Source organism: Paracoccus niistensis, from assembly GCF_042432925.1.
Classification (GTDB): Bacteria; Pseudomonadota; Alphaproteobacteria; order Rhodobacterales; family Rhodobacteraceae; genus Paracoccus; species Paracoccus niistensis.
Genome location: NZ_JBHLWE010000013.1, coordinates 47,732 through 69,668, shown reverse-complemented (window position 1 = coordinate 69,668; position 21,937 = coordinate 47,732). Strand labels below are relative to the sequence as shown.

Below are 21,937 nucleotides of genomic sequence, written 5' to 3'. Positions count from 1 at the left end.
CCTTCGTCCTCCATCTGGCTCGAAAGCTACTTCAGGGAGGACCACTTTTCAGGGGGCAGACCAAGCCGCCGGGCCAGGCTCTCGCCGGCCATCCGCGACAGCCATGGCGCCAGTTCGCTGAGCAGCGAAAGGCCCGGCGCGTCGCAATCTTCGGCACCTCGCAGACGCCTGCCGAGGCACTCGATCGAAGGCATCAGGGCCCAGACCCACAGTGCCAGGGTTTCCCGAAGCCGAACCTCCACGGCATCGAGTTGACGACGACCACGGGGGTTGTCGGGAGCGGGACGGGCCAGGATCCCTTGAACGAAGTAGCCGAACTCCTCGAACTGCTTCCGGGACCAGGGCGCGAGGAGGGGCAGGTCGGCCAGCTGGCCCGGGGACAACGCAATCTCGCGGCGATGCGGCCGGGCCAGAAAGCGGCTGCGGACCGCGTGGGGCAATTCACGCAGATTACCGGAGATGCGCGCCGGGTCCACGAACAGGAGGCAGGGCGCCACGTCGGCATGAACAGTCGCCTTACGGCGACCATCGACTGCCGCGCGCGCGGCGGCCTCTTCCCGCCACGCATTCAGCATCTCCTCATAGCCCGGGAAAATTTTTCATTTGATTGCTGCAGGTTACAAAATGTCCGATTTGCCTCCAAACAGCGGAGACGCGCGCGCCGCACACTGCCTGCATCGAGTGTGACAGGCGAATGCACGATGGCAAGGCGGAACAGGAACAGGGGGGTTGAGGAGGGATCGCGGGATCGCGGCAGCCGGACGGGGCTTGCAGAGAGCATGCCCCGCCCCTACCCTCAGGCACTCCTCGATCTCATCCGTGCCCTTGCCCTTGCCCTTGCCCATGCTCAGGCCCGGGCGGACCATGTGGACGCCGCCGCAGACGGAATGCCGAACCGCAACCCCGGGGTGACCGCTCCATGACCTCTCGCGCCGTCCTCTACGCCCGCTTCTCCTCGGATCTTCAACGTGACGCCTCGATCGAGGACCAGCTGCGCAGTTGCCGCGACTACGCCGCGAGCAAGGACTTCGAGGTGAAGGAGGAGTATTACGACCGCGCGGTTTCTGGGGCGAGCCTGATGCGCACCGGCATCCAGAAGCTGCTGGAGGACGCCCGCGGCGGCGGCTTCGACGTGGTCATCGCCGAAGCGCTCGACCGGCTCAGCCGCAACCAGGCCGACATCGCCAGGCTCTTCGAGCAACTGCAATTTCATGGAATCCGGATCGAGACCGTGAGCGAGGGGCAGGTCTCCGAACTGCAGATCGGTCTCACCGGCACGATGAACGCCCTCTTCCTCAAGGAGCTCGGCAAGAAGACGCACCGGGGTCTGAAGGGCCGGGCGCTCGCAGGCAAGTCGGCCGGCGGGCTAACCTATGGCTACACGGCGGTGACACAGTTCGCCCCTGACAGGGCGCCGATCCGCGGCGACCGGGAGATCGACCCTGCCGAGGCGGCGGTTGTACGGCGGATCTTCGCGGATTACGCTAAGGGGATCTCGCCGAGGATGATCGCGGAAGCCCTGAACTTGGAGAAAGTCCCCGGTCCCCAAGGCGGGCACTGGGGCACCTCGACGATCCACGGCAACCGCGAGCGCGGCACCGGGATCCTGAACAACGAACTTTACATCGGCCGGCAGGTCTGGAACCGGCTCCGCTATGTCAAGGACCCGGGCACCGGCAAGCGGATCTCCCGCCTCAACCTGGAGGCCGAGTGGGTGATCACCGAGGTGCCGGGAATGCGGATCATCGACGACGAGCTGTGGGAGCAAGTGCGGAGCCGCCAAGGCGCCCTGGTGTCGAAGAACACGGGCGTTCCGGTCTGGGACCGGCGGCGGCCGAAGTTCCTGTTCTCGGGGCTGATGAACTGCGGCTGCTGCGGATCCGGGTTCTCGAAGATCTCGAAGGAGGCCTTCGGCTGCTCGGCCGCGCGCAAGAAGGGACCGGCGGTCTGCACCAACATGTCCACGATCCGGCGCCAGGACTTAGAAGGAGCGGTGCTCGACGCACTCGAGAACCACCTGATGGACGAGGAGGCGGTGGAGATCTTCTGCTAGGAATACGCGGCCGAGCGGAACCGGCTGCAGGCCGAGGGGGACGCGGGCGGGGCAGGCCTGGAGAAGGAATTGCGCCAGGTCACGGCCGACCACAAGAAGCTGGTGGACGCGATCATCGCCGGAGTGCCCGCGGAGCAGGTGAAGGACCGGATGATCGAACTCGATGCCCGGAGGAAGGAACTGGAGCGGCTGCTCTCCGCGGCCCCTGCCCCCGATCCGGTCCGCTTCCATCCGAGTATGGCGAAGACCTACCGGACCCGGGTCGGTCAACTGATCCAAGGCCTGTCCAATGCGGACGACCAGGAGGAGGCGAAGGAAGCCCTTCGCTCCCTGGTCGACAAGATCGTCCTAGTGCCGGAGGCAGGCGAGGACGACGGCACGCGGCTGGCGATCGACCTGCAGGGTGCGCTGGCGGGCTTGCTGTGCCTAGCAACGGGCTGGCCGCTCCCGCAGGTGCTGGTGTCCAGACATGCGAACGCACCCGCCGCGGCAGGTGATGAGGGCTTTGATATGTCTAAAGAAACAGTGTTGGTTGCGGGGACAGGATTTCAGAAATACTCGCCTTTGTACCAGGCTAACTGCCCAGGTCCCGCAGCCCTTACCGCATGGCCTGCCTAGCCGGGAATCTTTGCATCCGGAATGGACGAATCTTGAGAGGCAGGACCAACTCGGCTTAGGTTTTCCGTTGAAACCAGGCCACAAGAACCATCCCTTGCGGCCTGTGGACTGGGCGGGTCACCGCGATCGAACATGTGGTGGAGGGTAAACCGGACGGGAGCGCTTGGAGGATCGGGAAACAGTCGGGGGCCGTTTCCCGGCCACGCCGAACATCATCCACGAGTTCAGCAAGCCGTCCCTAAGGCTCTGCAGAGAGGCGTTCTCCCGCCCGTGCTGCCTGGAGATATGCGAGGCAAGCCGAAAGCTCACGAGCCAGAGGTGTCGAGGACAGCATGAAGATTGATGCGGCCCATTCCCTGAGGCTGCTGACCAAGAATGTGCCGACTAACAGGACCACGCTCCTGCGCTGAACTCGACAGCTACATCTGTTTGCCCTGCCTGGATTTGCGGGGCAAAGGCAGGGCAAATGTGAGAGCCAGACCAGCGTCGGCGTTCTTCACAAGGACGAAGCACTGGTTCTCTTCCGAAGAAATTGCCGCAGCAGGAGCCCGTGGATCGGTAGCGCCATGTCCCGGCGGATCAGCGCGCCGCGGTCCAGACGCTGCAGTTCAGGACCAAACTTCGCCATTTTCAGCGGTCCGGATCATCGGCGACATGGAGGTTCAGCTTCGCGGCTTTTGATTTTCAGGATCATAGAGCGCCATGTTTCCCACCGCCGCGACCTCGACCGCAAAGGTCTCGCCCATGTATTCGACCGCCAGCCTGCGGCCTTCCTGGCAATAGGACCAAGGCAGATAGGCCAGGGCGATATTCTTGCTGATGGTCGGGCCGTAGGCGATGGAGCTTGTCCAGGACCGCCGCCCGAGTTCATCCACCAGCGTCTCGCCGCTGTCGGGGTCCAGCACCGGCAGGATGCCGACGGGATAGCGGGCAATGCCGTTGCCGTCGATGTTGTCGGTCATCACCAGAGTACAGAGCATCGCCGGCTGGTGGGCCCGCGCGGCATATTCGAGATGCTTCGCCTTGCCGCGGAAATCGGCCTCCTTGACTTTGGGTCGCGCCAGCCCTGCCTCGAACAGGTTGTATTCCGTCCGCAGGTCCGCGTTCTGCAGGCGCAGGCTCTTCTCCATCCGGCGCGAGTTCGCATAGGTTTCGATCCCGACCGCGATCGCGCCGGTCGAGCGCAGGGCGTCCCAGACGGCCAGCCCGTCGTCATAGGGCATGTGCAGCTCCCACCCCTGTTCACCGACATAGGAGATGCGGAAGGCCGTGACCTCCCTGCCCGCGATCCTGACGGGGCGGATGGCGGCGAACGGAAAGGCGTCGGGTTCCAGTGCTGCCGGGTCCTCAACCACTGTCCGCAGCTTCGCGCGGGCCTCCGGCCCCCAGAAGCCGATGGTGATGCGGTCCTCGGACGCGTCGGTCAGAGTGACGTCGAGCCCCCGGTCCTGCGCCACGCGGCGCATGTAGGTCAGGTCGCGCGGCCCGGCATCCGCCCCGTTGACCAGCAAGCAGCGGTCGGCAAAGCGCAGGACCGTAAGATCGGCGCGCACATTCCCTTGGTCGTCGAGGAAATGGGTGTAGATGCCCTTGCCGATATTGGCATCGCCCCCGATCCGGGCGGCGCAGAGCCATTCCAGCAGTGCGACATGATCCGGCCCCGAGATGTCGGTGATGTGGAAATGTGACAGGTTGATGATGCCGCAGCTCTCGCTCATCTTCAGCTGTTCGGCATTGGACACGCGCCAGAAATGGCGGTTGTCCCATTCATGTTCGCGCACCGGGACGCGGTCGCCGTATTTCTCCAGCAGATGCTCGTTCGCGGCATAGCCATGGGCGCGTTCCCAGCCGCCGAGTTCCATGAAGTGGCCGCCCAGTTCCACCTCGCGCTGGTAGAAGGGCGAGCGGCGGATGTCGCGGCCGCCTTCGAAGGGCTCGCGCGGATGGACTGGCGGGGTGTAGATCGCGGCCGCCGTCTGGGTGCAGCGGGCAGTAATGTAGTCGGGCTCAAGCTGGTGGGGGTTGAAGCGAGCGTAGTCGATGCTTGCGTGGTCGATATGGGTGCGGCCATCGGTAATCCAGTCGGCCACCAGCTTGCCAATGGCGGGTGCGTCTTTGACCCAGACGGCGACCGAATACCACAGTCCTCGCACCTTCCGGCTTTCGCCGACCGAGGGCAGCCCGTCGGTCGTCGCCTGCAGCAGCCCGTTGAAGGAATGGCTCTCGTTATAGCCAAGCTCGCCCAGGATCGGGGTCAGCTCGATGGCGCGCTCCAGCGGCTCCATCAGGTCCTCGATGTCCAAATCGCGCTGCGACGGGGAGAGTCGCGTGAACTCCTTTTCCAGGATATCGCGGGGGTGGCAGAGGCGTGGCGCCGTGTCGTAGTAATAGCCCCATTCAATCTGCCCGCCCTCGGCGGTCGTCGGGTCGCCCGTGTCGCGCATGTAGGCCGAATTGCCCTGATCGCGCAGCAGCGGATAGCCGATGTCCTTGCCGGTGCCCTCGAATTCGGTGAAGGGGCCGAAGAAGGTCAGCGGGTGGTCCACCGGGAAGACCGGCAGGTCCTCGCCCGCCATCTCGGCGATGAGCCGCCCCCAGATGCCGGCGCAGACGATCACCAGATCGGCGCGGATGGTACCGCGCGGGGTGACGACGCCGCGGATGCGCCCGCCCTCGATCACCAGCGAGGTCGCCGGGGTGTTGGCGAAGGCCCGCAGCTTGCCCGAGGCCACGCCCTGATCGACCAGCTTGCCCGCCACGGTCTGCGAGCGGGGAATGACCAGCCCGGCATCGGGGTCCCACATGCCGCCCTGGATCACGTCTTCCTCGATCAGCGGGAAGCGCTCCTTGACCTCGGCGGGCGAGATCATCCGGGCGCGCGTCCCGAACGCCTTGCCCGAGGCGACCTTGCGTTTCAGTTCGTTCATGCGGGCGTCGTCGCCCACGCGGGCGACCTCGATCCCGCCGACCTTCGCGTAATGGCCGAGCTTTTCGTAGAAATCGACGGAGTAGAGCGTCGTCCAGGTGCTCAGGAAATCATGGCTGGTGGTGAAGCAGAAATCCGAGGCGTGGGCGGTCGAGCCGATGTCGGTCGGGATGCCCGACTTGTCGATGCCGACGATGTCGTCCCAGCCGCGCTCGATCAGGTGATGGGCGACCGAGGCGCCGACGATGCCGCCCAGGCCGATGATGACGACCTTTGCGTGTTCGGGAAATGCCATCGTCAGAGATCCTTCACCAGGCGCAGCGCGTCATAGATCGCGGCGTGCGTGTTGCGGGCGGATACGGCGTCGCCGATGCGGAACAGCTGGAACGTCCCCGAAAGGTTGCGCGCGACCTGCTGCGGACTGCCCGCGATCAGCGCGTCATAATCGACCTCGCCTCCGTTCGACGACTGCGGCTTGAGATCGAAATACAGCTCGTCCAGCGGCCGGGTGCCGTGGTTCACCACCACCTGATCGACGATCCGCTCTCGCCTGAAGTGGCCATAGTCGCTGCCCAGCGCGGCGCGTAAGAGGTTGCCCTCGCGCCGGACCTCCTGCAGCCGCCATGTGACGGTGAAGGTCGTCTTTCCCTTCTGCAACGCCCGCATGTAGGGGACGAGGTTCATCGCCATGATCTCGGGCGAGAAGGTCCGGTCGGGGGTCACGACCTCGACCTCGGCCCCCGTCTCGGCGATGGCCTGCGCGGCCTGTAGCGCGGCATGGTCGCCCGCGTCGTCATAGACCAGCACATTCGCGCCGGGCTTCACGTCGCCCGAGAGAATGTCCCAGGCCGACACGACCAGTTCGTTGCCTTGGGTCAGCACCTCGGTATGCGGCAGGCCGCCTGTGGCGACGATGACCACGTCGGGGGTGGTGTCCAGCACGTCGCTTGCGTCCGCGAAGCTGTTGAAGCGGAAGGTGACGCCCAGCCGCGCGCATTCCTCCATCCGCCATGAAATGATCTGTTCCATCTCGCGCCGCCGTGGCTGCAGGGCGGCCAGGCGGACCTGCCCGCCGGGCTGGTCGGCGGCCTCGAAGACGGTGACGGCATGGCCCCGCTCGGCGGCCACGCGGGCGGCCTCGAGGCCCGCGGGACCCGCGCCAACCACCGTCACGCGGCGCGACTGCGCGGCAGGCGGGATCGCGTGAGGCATCGTCTCCTCGCGCCCGGAGGCGGGGTTGTGGATGCACAGCGCCATGCCGCCCTGGTAAATGCGGTCGAGGCAGTAGTTCGCGCCGACACAGGGACGGATGCGGTCCTCCTGCCCCGCCATCAGCTTTCGGACGATATGCGGGTCGGCGATATGGGCGCGAGTCATCCCCACCATGTCCAAGAGCCCGCTTGCGACGGCATGGCGGGCGGTGGCGACGTCCTGGATGCGTGCCGCGTGAAAGGTCGGCATCTGCGACAAGGCGCGGATCTCCCCGGCGAAATCCAGATGCGGGGCCGATGGCATTCCCTGGATCGGGATCAGGTCGGTCAGCCCTGCGTCGGTGTCGATATGGCCGCGCACGATGTTGAGGAAATCGACTTTTCCGCTGTCGCGCAGGCGGCGGGCGATCTCGGCGCCGTCCTCCTTGGTGACGCCGCCCGGCATCTGCTCGTCCGGGACGACCCGCATCCCCACGATGAAGTCGGGACCGACGCGGTCACGCACCGCGTCCAGCACCTCGAAAGTGAAACGCAGGCGGTTGTCGAGGCTGCCGCCATAGGGCGGGTCAAGGTCGTTGATCGCCGGCGTCCAGAACTGCGCCAGAAGCTGGCCATAGGCCTGCAATTCGATCCCGTCCACACCCGCTTCCTTCATCCGCTCGGCGGCGTCGGCGAACTGGGCGGTGATGCGGGCGATGTCCCAATCCTCGATCCGCTTGGGGAACGCGCGATGCGCGGCCTCGCGTTCATGAGACGGCCCCACGACCGGCAGCCAGTCGCCCCGGTCCCAGCGCGTGCGGCGGCCCATGTGCGTGACCTGGATCATCACGGCGGCGCCATGATCGTGGCACTCGTCCACCAACCGGCGCATCCACGGCACGATCTCGTCCTTGTAAAGCAGCAGGTTCCCGAAGGCGGGCGGGCTGTCCGGCCCCACCACGGCGGAGCCCGCCGTCATCGTCAGCGCCACGCCGCCTTTTGCGCGTTCCACGTGATAGGCGCGATAGCGGTCCTTGGGCAGCCCGTCCTCGCCATAGGCCGGTTCGTGCGAGGTCAGCAGCAGGCGATTCTTCAGCGTCAGGTGCTTGAGGGCGAAGGGTTGGAGCAGCGGATCGTTCGACATGAGATGGCGCTCTTGCGAGGGGTGTCGACAGCAGAGTGGAACCACTGTTCATACCTGTCAAGAAAATCGAACTGGCCGAACATTCGATGTTCTATCCTGAACAATTTTCGTTGCCACATCACCTTTGGGCGCTATCATCCGATTCATGAACATGACCTCGTCCCCCGCAAAACGGCTGAAGGAACGCGGCTCGCGCGAACTGTGGATGGATGCCGCCTACCAGGCCCTGATCGAGAACGGGGTGGACAGCGTCCGCATCCAGATCCTGTCCGATCGGCTGAACCTGTCGCGGACCAGCTTCTACTGGTTCTTCGAAAGCCGCGAGGCGCTGCTCGAGGCGCTGCTGGACACCTGGGAGCAGACCAACACCCGCGGCTTTGTTGCCGCCGCTGAGGCCTATGCCGAAACACCGGCCGAGGCGGCGCTGAACCTGTTGTCCTGCTTCATCGTGGGCGAACGGTTCGACGCGGGCTTCGAGTTCGCCGTCCGCAGCTGGGCCTTGCAGTCCGACGACACCATGGGGCGGGTCAGGCGCGCCGACGAGACGCGGATGGAGGCGCTGCGCGTCATGCTGCGCCGCTTCGGTTATGACGAGATCGACGCCGACGTGCGGGCGCGCACGATCTACCTGGTCCAGATCGGCTATATCTCGATGCAGACGCGCGAGACGGTCGCCACGCGGCTGGCGCGTGTTGCGGCTTACGTCCGCATCTACACCGGCACCGAGGCCACGCCCAGCGAGATGGCCCGGTTCCTTGCCCCCTTCGGCTATCGCCTAGGGGACGACGGGCAGCCGGTCCCGGTGAAACGCGGCACGGGCTGACACCGCCGCCGCGCAGCCAGCCGGCGTCCCAGGGCCCGCCGGCCAGCACATCCAACAGGGCTCTGGACGGAGGTGGAAATGCGGAAAGTCCTGACCTTTGCTGCATTCGGAACGGCGCTGGCGGCGGTCCCGGCGCTTGCCCAGGAAGAATGCGGCGACCTGTCGCTGTCGAACATGAACTGGCAAAGCGCCGAAGTGCTGGCGGCCATGGACCAGTTCATCCTGAACAACGGATACGGCTGCAACGCCGAGATCGTGGCTGGCGACACCGTGCCCTCGATCACCTCTCTGATCGAGCGCGGCCGTCCTGAGGTGGTCCCCGAGGCTTGGATCAACCTGCTGCCCGATCTGGTGGAAAAGGCCAAGGCCGAGGGCAAGATCGTCTATGGCGCGAACTCGCTGAGCGACGGGGGCCAGCAGGGCTGGTTCATCCCGAAATACATCGCCGACGCCCATCCCGAGATCCTGACGATCCCGGAACTGCTGAAGCATCCCGGCCTGTTCCCTGACCCCGAGAATCCTGACAAGGGGGCGATCTACAACGGCCAGGAAGGCTGGGGCGGCACCATCGTCACCTCGCAAATGTTCAAGGCCTATGGTGCGGCAGACATGGGCTGGAACCTGATCGATACCGGCTCGGCCGCGGGCCTGGATGGCGCTATTGCGCGGGCTTACGAGAACAAGGAACCCATTGTCGCCTTCTACTGGGAACCGACCGCCTTGCTGGGCAAGTATGAAATGGTCCGCCTTCAGCATGGCGTGCCGCTGGACGATGCGGAATGGGAACGCTGCACCTCGAATGCGGACTGCCCCGATCCCAAGCCGAACGACTGGAAGTCCGACGTGGTCTACACGCTGATTTCCACCGACTTCGCCAACCGCGCGCCGCAGGGCGTCATGGACTATCTCAACAAGCGGTCCTGGACCAACGAGACGGTCAACAAGCTGATGGCCTGGATGACCGATAACCAGGCCACTGGCGAGGATGGCGCGCGCGAGTTCCTGCGCACCCAGCCTGAGCTGTGGGAGCAGTGGGTGACGCCCGAGGCTGCCGAAAAGATCAAGGCGGCGCTCTGATCGCTTGAACCGGCGCCGCGGGCGAACCGGCCCGCGGCCCATGTTGTCCGATCCGCAAGCACCAAGGCAGGAACCCCATGCTGGACTGGATGAACCGGTTTCCCCAGATGAACGAGGAAACCCTTCGCAACCTCAAGCGCGTCATCGACGACAGCTTCCGCGAGTTCACGCGCGGCTATGGTGCGATGATCGAGGGCTTCTTCGATCCGCTGCGGCAGTTGCTGGTGCAGGCGGAACGGCTGATGCTGGGGATGCCCTGGCCGCTGGTGCTGCTGATCTTGGGCGCGCTGGCATGGCTGGGCAGCCGCAGCGTCCGGCTGACCATCGCCAGCGTCCTGACCATGGCCGCCATCGGCTATTTCGGCATGTGGGAAGACACGATGCGGACGATCGCCATGATCCTCGTCTGCACGCTGGTCGCCATCGCGGTCGGCATCCCGCTGGGCACTCTCATGGCGCGCTCGGACCGGGTGCAGTCGGGGATGAACCCGGTGCTGGACGTGATGCAGACCATGCCCAGTTTCGTCTACCTGATCCCCGTCGTGATGCTGCTGGGGATCGGCCGCGTCGCCGGCATGATCGCCGTTGTCGTCTATGCGCTGCCGCCCATCGTGCGGCTGACGAACCTCGGCGTGCGCGAGGTGGACCGCGAGGTGATCGAGGCCGCCGACGCCTTCGGCTCCTCCGCCTGGCAGAAGCTGTGGAACGTCCAGCTGCCCCTGGCGCTGCCGACCATCATGGCGGGGGTCAACCAGACCATAATGATGGCGCTGGCGATGGTCGTCATCGCCTCCATGATCGGCGTGCAGGGTTTGGGCCAGCCGGTGCTGCGGGCGATCTCGAACCAGTATTTCACGCTGGGCGTCTTCAACGGCTTCGCCATCGTCGGCATCGCCATCATCTTCGACCGCATCAGCCAGGCCTTCGGCCGCCGGTTGCAGAAACACCGTGGAGGCATGGATGCCTGAACCGCTCGGGATCGAGATTCGCAATCTCTACAAGATCTTCGGCGCCCGCCCGCGGGACTATGTCGATGCCGTGCGGCGCGGCATGACCAAGGCCGAGCTGAACCGGAAGCACCGCCATGTGCTGGGTCTGCGCGACATCAATATCTCGGTCGAGCCGGGCACGATCCAGGTCGTGATGGGCCTGTCAGGCTCGGGCAAGTCCACGCTGATCCGCCACATCAACCGGCTGATCGAGCCCACCGCGGGCGAGATCGTGATCGACGGGCAGGACGTGGTGGCGATGTCGCCGGCCGAGTTGCGCGCGTTCCGCCGCCACAAGACGGCGATGGTCTTCCAGAAATTTGCCCTGCTGCCGCACCGGACGGTGCTGGACAACGTGGCCTACGGGCTGGAGGTGCAGGGCGTGGCGCAGGACAAGCGGCACCGCGCCGCGATGAACTGGATCGAGCGCGTGGGGCTGGCGGGCTATGAGACCCGCTATCCCAGCCAGTTGTCGGGCGGGATGCAGCAGCGCGTGGGTCTGGCCCGCGCGCTGGCCAACGACGCGCCGATCCTGCTGATGGACGAAGCCTATTCGGCGCTGGACCCGCTGATCCGCTATGACATGCAGACGGTGCTGCTGGACCTGCAGAAGGAGTTCCGCAAGACCATCGTCTTCATCACCCATGACTTCGACGAGGCGCTGCGGATCGGCGACCGCATCGCGCTGCTGCGCGACGGCTCGATCGTCCAGGAAGGCACGGGGCAGGAGATGGTGCTGCAGCCCGCCGACGACTACGTGTCGAGCTTCGTCCAGCACGTGGACCGCGCCAAGGTGGTGCAGGTCGCATCCGTGATGCAGCCGCTGACGGCCGAGGCGCAGGGGCCAGCGATCCCCGGCCGCGCCAACCTGGGCGAGGCGATCCGCATGATGTCTGCCGAAGGCGTGGACCGGCTGACGGTTCTCGATCAGGCCGGCCGCGCCATCGGGCTGGTTCCGATGACCCGTGCCGTCGCCGTTGCGGCAGGGGGCAGCTGAGAAAAATGCGAACGGCCTGCCCTGAAAGGCAGGCCGGTGGATCATCCTTTCAAGGAGAGGCCGCCCCTGACGGGAGGCCTTTCAGCGCTCGATCACCAGATCGCTGAGCGGCCGCGAGCAGCAGGGCAGGAACATGCCCGCGTCGATTTCGCGCTGGCGGATGCCGCCGCCGTGCTTCATGTCCACGCTGCCGCTGACCAGCCGCGACTTGCAAGTGCCGCAGATGCCGTTGGCGCAGGAGGACGGAATGCGGATGCCCGCCTTCTTGGCGCAGGACAGGACCGTCTGTTCGGCCCCGACCTCGATGGTGCGGTTCTGCTTGGCGAACTGGACCTTGAAGCTCGTGGTCGAGGGCGTGACCTCGAGGGCGGGAGGCTCCAGCACCGCCGCGTCGAAGCTTTCCTCCAGATACCGGCCCGGCGGCACCCCGAGGCTCGCGGCGATGGACCGTGCGGCCGCCATGAAGGGCGCGGGCCCGCAGCACAACACCATCCGCTCGGACATGTCGGGAACGGCCAAGGCCATCAGTTCCGCCGAGATGCGGCCAGTAAGGCCGGGCCAGGAGGGCTCGGCCCCAGCAGTCTCAGGCAGCAAGAACAGCCGCAGCCCCTTGATCCGGCCTGCCAGCAATGCAAGCTCATCGCGGAAGACGAAGTCTTGCGGCGTCCGGCCCGCGTGCAGGAACACCACATCCGCGACCTCTGCGGTATCCGCAATCTCGCGCAGCATCGACATGACCGGCGTGATCCCGGACCCGCCCGACAGGAACAGGTATTTCCGCGTCTCTGCCACCGGCCGCAGGAAGGTCCCGCGCGGGCCTTGCGCCCGCACGGAGGCTCCGGGCCTGAGGTTGTCATGCAGCCAGTTCGACACCACGCCGCCTGCCACGCGCTTGACCGTGATGGTGAAGCTGCCTGGCCGGGTTGGGGGCGAGGAGATGCTGTAGCAGCGGCTCTCCACCGCGTCCCCGACCGCAAAATCGAACAGGAAATACTGCCCCGCGCCGAAGCGGAACTGCTTTCCGGCGGGCGAGACGAAGGTGAAGCTGCGGACGTCATGGGTTTCCTGATGGACCGCGACGCAGCGCAGTTGGTCGTCGGTCTCGGGGTCCCACCAGCCGCCGGGGGGCGCCTGCACCTCAGTAGCCATGCGCGCGCATCCGGTCCACATACCAGCCGGCGAACCAGTTCAGCTGCGTCTCGGTGAAGGGCGAATACATCCCCGGCACATAGGCCGGGTCCGATACGCCTGCGTGCGAGCGTTCCACCAGCGATCCGTCCTGTTCATTGGTGGCGATCCAGACGCTGGTCAGCTTGTCGAAGTCATAGTCCACGCCCTCGACCGCGTCCTTGTGGACCAGCCACTTCATCCGCAGCAGCGTCTTGTCGGGGCCGAGCGGGATCACCATGGCGGTGATGATGTGGTCGCCCATGAAGTGATGCCAGCTGTTGTGGCCCCACAGGTGCATGTCGCCTAGGTCCTTGCGCCCGATCCCCAGCAGCTTGGACACCGCCGCCGTCGCATCCGGCGTCTGCGACTCGCCCGCGCCCGAGATGATCAGCCGCTGGGTGCGGAAGTTCGTGGCGCAGTTCGTCAGCTGCTCGATGGCGGCGGAAGGATGGCCCTGCGCCTCCCACTCGGCGGTCTTGGCGGCATACATCGCCTCGTGCCGGGCGGCGGTCTCGCGGTCCTCGGGCGCGAGGCTTTCCGGGTCGAAGCCGAAGTCAAGATCGATGAAGGACACGCAAAGCTCGGGATGGTTGGCCGAGCAGTGATAGCACTCGCGGTTGTTCTCCATCGTCAGCTTCCAGTTGCCGTTCTCGATCAGGTCGGTCTGGTGGGCGACGCGGGTGTTCTTGAGGTCATAGGGCAGCAGCCGCTCGCGCCCCACGGCCTCCAGCGCGGCGATGTCGGCGGGCGGATCGTCGGACAGACAGACATGGATGAGCCCGCCGATGTTGCGGAAGTTCACGGGCTTGAGGCTGTTGCAGGTCTTGTCGAAATCCTTGCCCATGTGCGGGGCATAGGCCAGTTCGCCCGTCAGCTCGTAGGTCCACTGGTGATAGGGGCAGACGAGCTTGGACACGACCGTCGTGCCCGCGTCGAGGATGCGCGCGCCCCGGTGGCGGCAGACGTTGTGGAAGACCCGGACCTCGCCGTCGTCGTCGCGCAGCATGATCAGGCTGGACCCGGCGATGTCGATCACCGTGGCGTCGCCGGGTTCCGGCACGTCGCATTCAGGGCCGACATAGATCCAGTGCTTGCGGAAGAATACGTCCATGTCCGCTTGGAACACGTCCTCGCGGGTATAAAGCCCCGCAGGCAGCGAACGGCCCTCGACCCGTTCGTCGAGCAGCGTCGAGATCGTGGAAAAGGGGGACTTGTCGAGCATCGGGAACCTCTGGCCAAGGCAGGATGGTTGTGCGCCATCCTAAGGGCCAGAAGCGGGCTTCCCTCAACTGCAATAATGATCCTTGATGACATGAACGGAAGTTATGGCAAGGCGGCGAATCGCCGCAGCGAAAGAGAGCCGGGATCATGTCGGGATTGCGCCGCAGGCTGCCGCCGCTGACCGCGCTGGTGACCTTCGAATCCGCGGCGCGGCTGCGCAGCTTTACCCGAGCCGCGGCCGAGCTTGGGGTGACCCAGGCCGCTGTCAGCCGCCAGATCCACTTGCTGGAGGACACGCTTGGTTTTCCCGTCTTCCGTCGCCTGCACCGCCGCATCGAGTTGACGGAAAAGGGCCAGACGCTTGCGACCGCCGCCAGCACCGCGCTGACGCTGGTGGCGGACGCGATCGCCGAGGTCAGCGAAAACTCGGCGCAGGACGAACTGGCCATCTCGGCTTCGGTCGGCTTCTCGCATTTCTGGCTGCTGCCACGCATCTCGCGCTTCAGCCGCGAGCACCCCGGGATCAAGCTGCGGATCGTGGCGCAGGATGAGTTCGTGGACCTCGGCCGGGGCGAGGTGGATGTTACAATTCGTTATGGAAACGGACTCTGGCCCGACGGCCGGTCGATCCTGCTGTTCCGCGACGAGGTCTATCCAATCTGCAGCCCCGACTACCTGCAGGCTCACGGCCCGATCGACCACCTGGAGCAACTGGTCCGGCATCCGCTGATCATGCACCAGTCCCATGATCCCGTCTGGACCGGGTGGGAGGCTTGGCTGTCCGCCTTCGGCGCCGAGATGCCTAGACGCGGCGCGCAGATGGTCTGCAGTTCCTTCACCGATTCCATCTACGCGGCGCTGGCGGGGCAGGGAATTTCGCTCGGCTGGGCGCGGCTGATCCCAGACCTGATCGAGCAGCGGCGGCTCGTGCGCCTGACGCCCCATGTCGCCACGACCAGCGACGGCTATCACGTCGTCCTGCCGCATCGGGGCAAGCCCAAGCAGGTGACGGAACTGTTCCTCGACTGGCTGTCCGGCATGGCGCGGGAGGCCGAGGCTGCGGATGGACGCGACCGGCAGCCGTCCCTAACGTGATGCGTGAGCGTGGAGGAGAGGACGATGACCGACACCCGCAACCCGGAACTGCAACGATTTCTTGATGTGACCCTTGAGGCCCTGGCCCGGCGCGCGCCGGGCGAGGAGGCCCGCGCCTCGCTGCGCCGGATCGCCGCTGCCGCCGGGCGGGTCGAGCCGCAGCGCGAGGATCCGGGCAGCCGCCAGCCCGTCTGCGAGCACCTCGACTTGATGCTGGACTCGCTCTCGGCCCACCCCGGCCTCGGCCCCCTGGCGCAGGCCTTCCGCGCGGTCGAGCCGGCGCTGGAGTGGCGCCCCCGAGGCACCAACGAGACGGCCAGCGCAAATTTCCCGACCTCGCATGCGAATGCCGTCTTCGTCGGCCCGGGCGGGATCGAGCAGCGCAACGACATCTGGATCGGCGTGTCGCTTCTGGCGCCGCATGTGCGCTATCCCGACCACGACCACGCGCCCGAGGAAACCTATCTCGTCCTTTCCAACGGCGAGTTCCGGCAAGAGGACAGGGACTGGTTCTCGCCCGGTGTCGGCGGGTCCTTCTACAACACGCCGGGCATCCAGCACGCGATGCGATCCGGCGATACGCCGCTGCTGGCGCTCTGGGCCTTGTGGAACGACCGCGCGATTGCGGCATGAGGGTCGGCATCATCGGGGCCACCGGCTGGCTCGGCTCGGCGCTGGGCGGGCAGCTTCTTGCGCGGGGGATACTCGGGCCGGCCGAACTGGTGCTGCTGAACCGCAGCGGTCCCCGGGCGGACTACCACGGTCATGCGGATGTGACATGGGCGCGGGATGTGGACGACCTGGTCGCGTGCAGTGACCTCGTGGTGGTCTCGGTCCGGCCGCAGGACTGGCCGGCGCTGAAACTAATGGCGCCCGGTCGGCTGGTGGTGTCCTTCATGGCCGGCGCAGAGCTTGCCCGGCTTGCTGCCTGCCGGGGAAGGATCGTGAGGGCGATGCCGAATGCGGCGGCCGAGATCGGCCGATCCTATTCCCCCTGGATCGCCGGTTCGGGTGTGACCGACACGGATCGGGCGGCGGTCCGATGGCTGCTCTCGGCGATCGGCAGCGAGGACGAACTGCAGCAGGAAAGCCATCTTGACCTGATGACCGCCGTTCCCGGTTCGGGCACCGCCTATCCGGCGCTTCTTGCAACGGCACTGGCCGACTTCTTGCAGGCCAACGGCATTGCAGAGACTGTCGCCTGGCGCGCGGCCGAAGCCGTGATCTGCGACGCGCCCCAGCTTCTGGCCGGGCGGATCAGCCAGGCGCCCGAAATAATTGAGGCTTATCTTGCCTATGAAGGCACCACGGCTGCAGGCATTAATGCAGCGCGATCTGCAGGTTTCGTCTCGGGAATTCAGACTGCTCTGGAAGCGGCTGTCATGAAGGCCCGCCACATGGATGGTCCTGAGCCCTGAGACCGGATCTTTCGAAGCTGGAACTCTCCGGCTGAAAGAGGAGCGCGGCCGATGGCCATGCATGGCAACCCGCAGATCGCCGGGAAACTGCGCGGGATTGATGGCCGGATGTGCGGCGTCGAGACCGATCAGGACACCAAGGGCTACCTGAAGCTGAACCAAGAATTCCACTTCACGATCTTCAACGAAAGCGGCAACGAGGACCTGGGGTCACGTCCGTCAATGTGGTTTAATTCCCCAGATGGCCTGAGGTCATGATCAGGCGGCCTTGGTCGTGAGACTGGGAATGGAGTCGATCTCCTCCTTGTCGATCCGGACAAAGGCCTCGACCATCATGTAGCGGCTCGAGGTCTGCCACTCGTCGTTCTATTCGAACAGCACCGCACCGATCAGACGCATGATAGAAGCCTCGTTCCGGAGTGAGGACCATCACCCGTCCTCCGCCCCAGGGTGTTGATTTCCACGCGGAACTGACCCGGGTTTGGAGTGACCCCCCCGGGCTGGACCACATCGCGCCATCCGAACTAAGCCGCCTTCCGGGCGAACAGGATTTCGAATTCCTCGGGAGTTCGGTAGCCGAGGGCTGAGTGTAGTCGTTTCGCGTTGTAGATCTGTTCAATGAGCATCGGCAAGCGAGCGCCCACGTCGGCGAAGGTCTCGTATCCTGCCCTGTGGACCTGGCGTTATTGCACAACTTGGGCTGAGGGCAAGTTTGCCCCTTTCCCCTTGGTTTCAGGCGACGCGCACGATCTCGGCCCTGCCGAGGGCCGAGAAGCGGTTCATCAGGGCGATGCGGATGTGGATCTCGGCTGTCTGGCGGTCGGGGTCTCGTGAGGCGATGCGCTCGCGGAAGGCTTTGAGCCGGCGCATCTGCGCTTCGATCCGACTTCGGACGTGACACCCCGTCCAGCGCTTCCGAGACAAGCGCGTCCAAAGCGCTTGGACGCGCGCAGGATCTCGTTTCTCGCCTTGGCGGCGGGACAGTCCTCTTTCCAGGTTCTGCCGTTGCGGCGAATGGGGATGATGGTCGTGGCGACCCGCTCGACGATGGCGGTGTGGCAGCGACGGGTGTCGAAGGCCCATCGGCCGTCATGCTGCCGATCTGTTCGCTCCGTGGGATCTGCTCGAGAAGGTCCGGGAGCACGGGACTGTCGCCCGCGCGGCTGGGCGTGAACTCGACCGCCCGGATGTCCCCGGTGGCCGCATCCATGGCCAGATGCACCTTGCGCCACTGCCTCTGGCGACTGGGCCCGTGCTTGCGGACCCGCCACTCACCATCGCCGCGCATCTTCACGCCGGTGCTGTCGATCAGCAGGTTCAGAGGCTCCCTGAGCGGCGGCAGGGGATCTGAACGGTGACGGTCTTCTGTCGCCGGCACAGGGTGGAGTAGTCGGGCACCGGCCAGTCCAGACCCGCCATCGCCAGCAGGCCCGCCACCATACCGTTCGCGGCTTGCTCAGACCGATGGCGCAGCGCCGCTCACTCTGCCGCAGCGCCAGGCCAAACAGAACCTTGATGCTGAGACAGAACTGGATGGCGGCATCGGAGAAGATCTGCGGTCGACCCGGCCGGCGGCTCGCAGCCGCAAGCCACTCCATCTCGCGGTCCAGCCAGACCAGCAGCGAGCCTCGCCGGCGCAACGCGGCATTGTAGGTGGACCAGTTTGTCGTGCGGTAGCGCGAAGGTGCAGGCTTGCTCATGCCCAGGCAGATAAACAGCCAGAGCCCCTACGCGAGGCCCCCAGCTCGGTCGTTGTGCAACAACGCCCCGCGCTCCAGTGCGTAGCCCACCGGAACCGATGCGCTGTCGTGCTGCTTAACGATCGAGCGCATCGATGTTCAATCCCAGAATGACACGATCTACCAAGCGGTCGTATTGGCGCATCAGCGAAGTAATCGCCTTTTTCGAGTCCGGCCATTTATTCTGAAGCAGCTGTTCGATGACGGCATTCAGGAGAAATCCGACTTCTCCAAGCCTGCGCTCGACATCGGCGAACGTCCGGCCTCCCCCGGAGGAAAGGACACAGGACAGGATATAGCTGTTCTGCGTCTGGCCAGATGCCGCCACAAGGCGATCCAGCTGTTCGCGCTGTTCCTTGGTCAATCGGAAGGTGACACTTTCCCGGGCGCTCATGCCGAAGATCCTTGTTGCTCTCTCAAGGGCATCTTGTCGACGGCGGCGGAAAACCAAGCACTTTGTGAAGCGCATCCCTGTCCGTGGCGCCGGCGCAATAGATTGGGAGCCGAATCCCGCAAGATTGTGGGAAATTTCCGGGCTACGGCGGCATGGGAAGCGCACCAGCTGCGAGCAGCCTAGATTCTTTTTTAAAGCCAGCACGAAGAAATTTTCGGAACATCCGGGAAGCCACACTCTGTTAGTCGGGGATCGGGGGCGAGCACATGACGCGGAGCGCATTGGCGAAGGACAGCCTCGGTCAGCGCCCCGGTGCCGCAGCCGAGGTCCAACCTTTATCCCCAGAAATCTTTCCTGCCCGTTTGCAGACTGCGTCCCAGACAGCAACCCATGAACGCGAACCTTTCCGGCCGAACTGCATCCAGTGGAGTGAGGCCGGGCGAATCCGGCCCGCAACGGAAAGGTAACTCCTATGTTCCGGTCCTTCCCTGTTCTCGCCGCCTCCATCCTTCTGGGCGCCCTGCCACTGTCGGCAGCCGCCCAGACGGTGACCGATACTGCCCGCCCTGCCGCGCCCTTCCAGAAGGTCAGCGAGCTTGTCACGCTGCCGGACTTCCTGCCGGGTCTCGGCACGCTCTATGTCGATCCGGCCAGCCTGCCGGCCGGGCCCTTCCTCGGCTACGATCATGACGGCAAGCTCTCGGCCAAGATTTACATGACGCCGATCGAGGACCTGGAGGGCGGCACCGCCTTCAACGACCTCGCGGTCGGGAACGGCACCGTCACCTCGGTAGACGTCTATTACAACGCCGGCCATCCCGGGGTCGAGAAACCGCATGCCCATGTTGTGCTCTACCATGACGCGGAAGCCAAGGCGCGGCTGGCGGAATGACCATGAACCGCCGATGGCTGATCCCTGGAGGGGCGGCCATGTTGTTGGCCGCCCAGGCACCGCGCCGTCTCGGAGGGGCGGCCCGGCCGCTGCTGATCGAGATGAAGGGCAGTCCGCGAGGCGAACGTGTCGCCTTCGTGCCGGTGGGCCTTGCCGTCGCGCCGGGCGCGACCATCCGCTTCGTCAACCGCGATGCGGGCAACAGCCACGCCGCGACCGCCTATCACCCCGACATCCTGGACCGGCTCCGGCGCATCCCCGATACGGCAAGGCCCTGGGACAGCGGCCTGCTCCTCCCCGACGAGGAGTTCGAGGTCACGTTGACCATACCGGGGTCTACGACCTCTACTGCCAGCCGCATGAGCATGCCGGCATGGTGGCCCGGATCGTTGTCGGCCGACCGGACCGCGATCCAATGTGGCAGGGCCCGGCAGCAGATGCAGGGGATCTGCCCGAAGCCGCCTTGGCCGCATTTCCGCCAGTCGATGCTATTCTCGAGCGTGGAGCAGTAATGCCGCAGGAAGGAGGCTGGACATGAGCGAACCCGGCAGATCGATGCCTCTTTCCGCCGAGCGGCAGCTGTCCGAGGCCGCGCTGGTGGCAGCGGCCCGGGAGCACGACGAGACAGCGGTGCGGGAACTGATCCGGCGCCTGAACGGGCGGCTGTTCCGGATCGCACGCGGGCTGATGCCCAGTGACGCCGAGGCCGAGGAAGTCGTGCAGGATGCCTGGCTGGCCGCCTTCACACATCTCGACAGCTTTCGCGACGCGGCCCGGTTCTCGACCTGGATCACCCGCATCACGCTGAACTGTGCGGCCATGCGGCTGCGCAAGCATCGGGCAGGGCAGGAATACGACACGGTAAATGAAACCGACCTGAGCAACGCCAACGTGCTGCCCTTTCCCGGCACCGAGCACGAGCCGACCGACGCCGCATTGGCCGGATGCAGACGCGGGCCCTGATCGAGGCCGCGGTCAGTGAACTGCCTTCCGATCTCCGGCTGGTGTTCCTGATGCACGAGGCGGCCGGGCTGAGCCTGGGCGACATCGCCCTCGACCTGTCGCTGCCGCTTGGCACGGTCAAGACGCGGCTGATGCGTGCCCGCTATCGCCTGCGGCGGATCATCACCGGCCGGATCAGGGGCGGCTTCGACACGATCTTTCCCTTCGACGGGAAGCGCTGCGTCGGCATGGCGGATCGCGTGGTGGCCTTGCTGAAGGCGGATCCGTGCTGGTCCGACCCTCCGGTTTAGATCGCCGCAGCGAAGCGCTTGCAAGGAGGAGCCGATGAACGACGACGACATTGCTGCACACGACATCTGCGTCGGCTACCCCTTGCATGGCACAACCCTTGCCGCCGCCACAATCGGCCGCGATGTCGAGGCCCTCAAGCAAAGGCCGCATTCCGCGAGCTGGATCTGATGGCCGGTGAGCATTCAAGGACAGCCTTCGTCCTCGCCGATGGCGGCAGCCTGAGAGCAGTTCAGATCGGCATGCCGCTGGCGCTGACCGAAGCGGGGCTGAGGCCGGACTTTGTCATCGGCTCATCGGTCGGCGCACTTAACGCCGCCCATTTCGCGGGGGCGCCGGATCTGGCGGGGGTGAAGCAACTTGCACAGATCTGGTGCGGATTGCGCCGGGCCGACATCTTCCCGCTGTCGCCGTCGGGCCTGCTCGAGGTCGTGCGCGGATCGGGGAGCATTGTCGACCCATCCCAGCTGCGACGCGTGCTGGAAGCCCATCTCTCCTTTGCACGGATTGAGGAGCGCGCCTGCCCTTGCATGTGATGCCGACGGATCAGCAAGGCGCGAGCGTGCGACTTTCCGAAGGGCCCGTCGTGGAGGCGATCATGGCCAGTTCGGCTGTGCCGGGAATACTTCCGCCGGTCACCATCGATGGCAGCCAGTTAATGGACGGGGCGATCGCCGGGAACACGCCGCTGCGGGTCGCCGCCGAACTGGGCGCTGGCAGATCACCGTGCTTCCCACCGGCTATGCCTGCGCCTTGAGCGAGCCTCCACGCGGCGCCATCGCGCGCATGCTGCATGCCGTGACGCTGCTGATCGCGGCCCAGCTGAGACACGAGATCGAGATGATGCCCGCGGGCGTAATGGTCCACCTTGCCGCACGCTCTGCCCGCTGGCCGGGTCCTCAAGCGACTTCCAAGGCCGTTTTCATGCCTCTCTCTGAAG

Annotated in this window: 23 protein-coding genes and 1 pseudogene; 17 read left to right on the top strand and 7 right to left on the bottom strand. The window is 65.6% G+C overall.

The window, feature by feature from the left end; genetic code table 11:
• Positions 1–26: 26 nt before the first annotated feature.
• On the bottom strand, positions 27–575 hold the full coding sequence (locus tag ACFFII_RS04010; RefSeq protein WP_377697609.1) for a hypothetical protein: 549 nt from the start codon (positions 573–575) through the stop codon (positions 27–29).
• Between the two features lie 344 nt (positions 576–919).
• Here ACFFII_RS04010 and ACFFII_RS04005 point away from each other — a divergent pair, with 344 nt between their 5' ends.
• Together ACFFII_RS04005 and ACFFII_RS04000 are read left to right on the top strand one after the other, a co-directional pair.
• Positions 920–2,053 (top strand): recombinase family protein, encoded by a 1,134-nt coding sequence (locus tag ACFFII_RS04005; protein ID WP_377697608.1) that lies wholly within the window; start codon positions 920–922, stop codon positions 2,051–2,053.
• A gap of 69 nt (positions 2,054–2,122) precedes the next feature.
• Positions 2,123–2,671 carry a hypothetical protein gene (locus tag ACFFII_RS04000; RefSeq protein WP_377697607.1) on the top strand — a complete coding sequence of 183 codons (549 nt, stop codon included), beginning with the start codon at positions 2,123–2,125 and terminating at the stop codon, positions 2,669–2,671.
• A gap of 662 nt (positions 2,672–3,333) precedes the next feature.
• Here the strand turns inward: ACFFII_RS04000 and ACFFII_RS03995 are convergent.
• Positions 3,334–5,892 (bottom strand): GcvT family protein, encoded by a 2,559-nt coding sequence (locus tag ACFFII_RS03995; RefSeq protein WP_377697606.1) that lies wholly within the window; start codon positions 5,890–5,892, stop codon positions 3,334–3,336.
• 2 nt (positions 5,893–5,894) lie between these two features.
• Positions 5,895–7,931 carry an oxidoreductase gene (locus tag ACFFII_RS03990; RefSeq protein ID WP_377697605.1) on the bottom strand — a complete coding sequence of 679 codons (2,037 nt, stop codon included), beginning with the start codon at positions 7,929–7,931 and terminating at the stop codon, positions 5,895–5,897.
• 151 nt (positions 7,932–8,082) lie between these two features.
• On the opposite strand from ACFFII_RS03990, the gene ACFFII_RS03985 reads away from it, so the two are divergent.
• From ACFFII_RS03985 to ACFFII_RS03970, 4 genes are all read left to right on the top strand, one after another.
• Entirely contained in the window at positions 8,083–8,754 is a 672-nt protein-coding gene (locus ACFFII_RS03985) for a TetR/AcrR family transcriptional regulator (protein ID WP_377697613.1), read from the top strand.
• A 78-nt stretch (positions 8,755–8,832) separates the two neighbouring features.
• Positions 8,833–9,831: an ABC transporter substrate-binding protein gene (locus tag ACFFII_RS03980; RefSeq protein WP_377697604.1), complete on the top strand. Its 999-nt coding sequence runs from the start codon at positions 8,833–8,835 to the stop codon at positions 9,829–9,831.
• A 77-nt stretch (positions 9,832–9,908) separates the two neighbouring features.
• On the top strand, positions 9,909–10,799 hold the full coding sequence (locus tag ACFFII_RS03975) for an ABC transporter permease (protein ID WP_377697603.1): 891 nt from the start codon (positions 9,909–9,911) through the stop codon (positions 10,797–10,799).
• Entirely contained in the window at positions 10,792–11,817 is a 1,026-nt protein-coding gene (locus ACFFII_RS03970; RefSeq protein ID WP_377697602.1) for a quaternary amine ABC transporter ATP-binding protein, read from the top strand. The genes ACFFII_RS03975 and ACFFII_RS03970 overlap by 8 nt, the downstream gene beginning before the upstream one ends.
• 81 nt (positions 11,818–11,898) lie before the next feature.
• On the opposite strand, the gene ACFFII_RS03965 is transcribed toward ACFFII_RS03970, so the two are convergent.
• Together ACFFII_RS03965 and ACFFII_RS03960 are read right to left on the bottom strand one after the other, a co-directional pair.
• Entirely contained in the window at positions 11,899–12,966 is a 1,068-nt protein-coding gene (locus ACFFII_RS03965) for an FAD-binding oxidoreductase (RefSeq protein WP_377697601.1), read from the bottom strand.
• Positions 12,956–14,209, bottom strand: a complete 1,254-nt coding sequence (locus ACFFII_RS03960) for an aromatic ring-hydroxylating oxygenase subunit alpha (protein WP_377697600.1) — start codon at positions 14,207–14,209, stop codon at positions 12,956–12,958. Before ACFFII_RS03960 ends, ACFFII_RS03965 begins: the two co-directional genes overlap by 11 nt.
• A 146-nt stretch (positions 14,210–14,355) precedes the next feature.
• On the opposite strand from ACFFII_RS03960, the gene ACFFII_RS03955 reads away from it, so the two are divergent.
• The 4 genes from ACFFII_RS03955 to ACFFII_RS03940 are packed head-to-tail and all read left to right on the top strand — an operon-like array spanning position 14,356 to position 16,979.
• Positions 14,356–15,303 (top strand): LysR substrate-binding domain-containing protein, encoded by a 948-nt coding sequence (locus tag ACFFII_RS03955; RefSeq protein ID WP_377697598.1) that lies wholly within the window; start codon positions 14,356–14,358, stop codon positions 15,301–15,303.
• A gap of 24 nt (positions 15,304–15,327) precedes the next feature.
• Positions 15,328–15,936: a dimethylsulfonioproprionate lyase family protein gene (locus tag ACFFII_RS03950; RefSeq protein WP_377697597.1), complete on the top strand. Its 609-nt coding sequence runs from the start codon at positions 15,328–15,330 to the stop codon at positions 15,934–15,936.
• On the top strand, positions 15,933–16,721 hold the full coding sequence (locus ACFFII_RS03945; protein WP_377697596.1) for a pyrroline-5-carboxylate reductase family protein: 789 nt from the start codon (positions 15,933–15,935) through the stop codon (positions 16,719–16,721). Before ACFFII_RS03950 ends, ACFFII_RS03945 begins: the two co-directional genes overlap by 4 nt.
• Positions 16,722–16,772: 51 nt before the next feature.
• Positions 16,773–16,979 carry a GntR family transcriptional regulator gene (locus ACFFII_RS03940; RefSeq protein WP_377697595.1) on the top strand — a complete coding sequence of 69 codons (207 nt, stop codon included), beginning with the start codon at positions 16,773–16,775 and terminating at the stop codon, positions 16,977–16,979.
• Positions 16,980–17,453: 474 nt separating this feature from the next.
• Here the strand turns inward: ACFFII_RS03940 and ACFFII_RS03935 are convergent.
• Both ACFFII_RS03935 and ACFFII_RS03930 read right to left on the bottom strand, forming a co-directional pair.
• Positions 17,454–18,421: pseudogene (locus tag ACFFII_RS03935) on the bottom strand (IS5 family transposase).
• Positions 18,422–18,536: 115 nt separating this feature from the next.
• Positions 18,537–18,854 carry a hypothetical protein gene (locus ACFFII_RS03930; RefSeq protein WP_377697594.1) on the bottom strand — a complete coding sequence of 106 codons (318 nt, stop codon included), beginning with the start codon at positions 18,852–18,854 and terminating at the stop codon, positions 18,537–18,539.
• 472 nt (positions 18,855–19,326) lie between these two features.
• On the opposite strand from ACFFII_RS03930, the gene ACFFII_RS03925 reads away from it, so the two are divergent.
• Genes ACFFII_RS03925 through ACFFII_RS03895 form a run of 7 tightly spaced genes read left to right on the top strand, consistent with a single transcriptional unit; the run spans position 19,327 to position 21,754 of the window.
• Positions 19,327–19,746, top strand: a complete 420-nt coding sequence (locus ACFFII_RS03925) for a hypothetical protein (RefSeq protein ID WP_377697593.1) — start codon at positions 19,327–19,329, stop codon at positions 19,744–19,746.
• Positions 19,743–20,258 carry a cupredoxin domain-containing protein gene (locus tag ACFFII_RS03920; protein WP_377697592.1) on the top strand — a complete coding sequence of 172 codons (516 nt, stop codon included), beginning with the start codon at positions 19,743–19,745 and terminating at the stop codon, positions 20,256–20,258. The genes ACFFII_RS03925 and ACFFII_RS03920 overlap by 4 nt, the downstream gene beginning before the upstream one ends.
• Before the next feature lie 22 nt (positions 20,259–20,280).
• A complete protein-coding gene (locus ACFFII_RS03915; RefSeq protein ID WP_377697591.1) occupies positions 20,281–20,709 on the top strand; it encodes a sigma-70 family RNA polymerase sigma factor in 429 nt (142 codons plus the stop codon).
• Positions 20,691–20,999 carry a sigma factor-like helix-turn-helix DNA-binding protein gene (locus ACFFII_RS03910; protein ID WP_377697590.1) on the top strand — a complete coding sequence of 103 codons (309 nt, stop codon included), beginning with the start codon at positions 20,691–20,693 and terminating at the stop codon, positions 20,997–20,999. Before ACFFII_RS03915 ends, ACFFII_RS03910 begins: the two co-directional genes overlap by 19 nt.
• 34 nt (positions 21,000–21,033) lie before the next feature.
• Positions 21,034–21,168 (top strand): hypothetical protein, encoded by a 135-nt coding sequence (locus tag ACFFII_RS03905; protein WP_377697589.1) that lies wholly within the window; start codon positions 21,034–21,036, stop codon positions 21,166–21,168.
• Complete coding sequence (locus ACFFII_RS03900; RefSeq protein WP_377697588.1) at positions 21,168–21,533, top strand: patatin-like phospholipase family protein; 366 nt, start codon at positions 21,168–21,170, stop codon at positions 21,531–21,533. Before ACFFII_RS03905 ends, ACFFII_RS03900 begins: the two co-directional genes overlap by 1 nt.
• Positions 21,533–21,754, top strand: a complete 222-nt coding sequence (locus ACFFII_RS03895; RefSeq protein WP_377697587.1) for a patatin-like phospholipase family protein — start codon at positions 21,533–21,535, stop codon at positions 21,752–21,754. The genes ACFFII_RS03900 and ACFFII_RS03895 overlap by 1 nt, the downstream gene beginning before the upstream one ends.
• Positions 21,755–21,937: the final 183 nt, after the last annotated feature.

Bases quoted from the DNA above. Each gene is read 5' to 3' on its own strand.
- ACFFII_RS04010 (WP_377697609.1), bottom strand. From the start codon at position 575: ATGCTGAATGCGTGGCGGGAAGAGGCCGCCGCGCGCGCGGCAGTCGAT.
- ACFFII_RS04005 (WP_377697608.1), top strand. From the start codon at position 920: ATGACCTCTCGCGCCGTCCTCTACGCCCGCTTCTCCTCGGATCTTCAA.
- ACFFII_RS03995 (WP_377697606.1), bottom strand. From the start codon at position 5,892: ATGGCATTTCCCGAACACGCAAAGGTCGTCATCATCGGCCTGGGCGGC.
- ACFFII_RS03990 (WP_377697605.1), bottom strand. From the start codon at position 7,931: ATGTCGAACGATCCGCTGCTCCAACCCTTCGCCCTCAAGCACCTGACG.
- ACFFII_RS03985 (WP_377697613.1), top strand. From the start codon at position 8,083: ATGACCTCGTCCCCCGCAAAACGGCTGAAGGAACGCGGCTCGCGCGAA.
- ACFFII_RS03980 (WP_377697604.1), top strand. From the start codon at position 8,833: ATGCGGAAAGTCCTGACCTTTGCTGCATTCGGAACGGCGCTGGCGGCG.
- ACFFII_RS03975 (WP_377697603.1), top strand. From the start codon at position 9,909: ATGCTGGACTGGATGAACCGGTTTCCCCAGATGAACGAGGAAACCCTT.
- ACFFII_RS03970 (WP_377697602.1), top strand. From the start codon at position 10,792: ATGCCTGAACCGCTCGGGATCGAGATTCGCAATCTCTACAAGATCTTC.
- ACFFII_RS03965 (WP_377697601.1), bottom strand. From the start codon at position 12,966: ATGGCTACTGAGGTGCAGGCGCCCCCCGGCGGCTGGTGGGACCCCGAG.
- ACFFII_RS03960 (WP_377697600.1), bottom strand. From the start codon at position 14,209: ATGCTCGACAAGTCCCCCTTTTCCACGATCTCGACGCTGCTCGACGAA.
- ACFFII_RS03955 (WP_377697598.1), top strand. From the start codon at position 14,356: ATGTCGGGATTGCGCCGCAGGCTGCCGCCGCTGACCGCGCTGGTGACC.
- ACFFII_RS03950 (WP_377697597.1), top strand. From the start codon at position 15,328: ATGACCGACACCCGCAACCCGGAACTGCAACGATTTCTTGATGTGACC.
- ACFFII_RS03945 (WP_377697596.1), top strand. From the start codon at position 15,933: ATGAGGGTCGGCATCATCGGGGCCACCGGCTGGCTCGGCTCGGCGCTG.
- ACFFII_RS03940 (WP_377697595.1), top strand. From the start codon at position 16,773: ATGGCCATGCATGGCAACCCGCAGATCGCCGGGAAACTGCGCGGGATT.
- ACFFII_RS03930 (WP_377697594.1), bottom strand. From the start codon at position 18,854: ATGAGCGCCCGGGAAAGTGTCACCTTCCGATTGACCAAGGAACAGCGC.
- ACFFII_RS03925 (WP_377697593.1), top strand. From the start codon at position 19,327: ATGTTCCGGTCCTTCCCTGTTCTCGCCGCCTCCATCCTTCTGGGCGCC.
- ACFFII_RS03920 (WP_377697592.1), top strand. From the start codon at position 19,743: ATGACCATGAACCGCCGATGGCTGATCCCTGGAGGGGCGGCCATGTTG.
- ACFFII_RS03915 (WP_377697591.1), top strand. From the start codon at position 20,281: ATGAGCGAACCCGGCAGATCGATGCCTCTTTCCGCCGAGCGGCAGCTG.
- ACFFII_RS03910 (WP_377697590.1), top strand. From the start codon at position 20,691: ATGCAGACGCGGGCCCTGATCGAGGCCGCGGTCAGTGAACTGCCTTCC.
- ACFFII_RS03905 (WP_377697589.1), top strand. From the start codon at position 21,034: ATGAACGACGACGACATTGCTGCACACGACATCTGCGTCGGCTACCCC.
- ACFFII_RS03900 (WP_377697588.1), top strand. From the start codon at position 21,168: ATGGCCGGTGAGCATTCAAGGACAGCCTTCGTCCTCGCCGATGGCGGC.
- ACFFII_RS03895 (WP_377697587.1), top strand. From the start codon at position 21,533: ATGCCGACGGATCAGCAAGGCGCGAGCGTGCGACTTTCCGAAGGGCCC.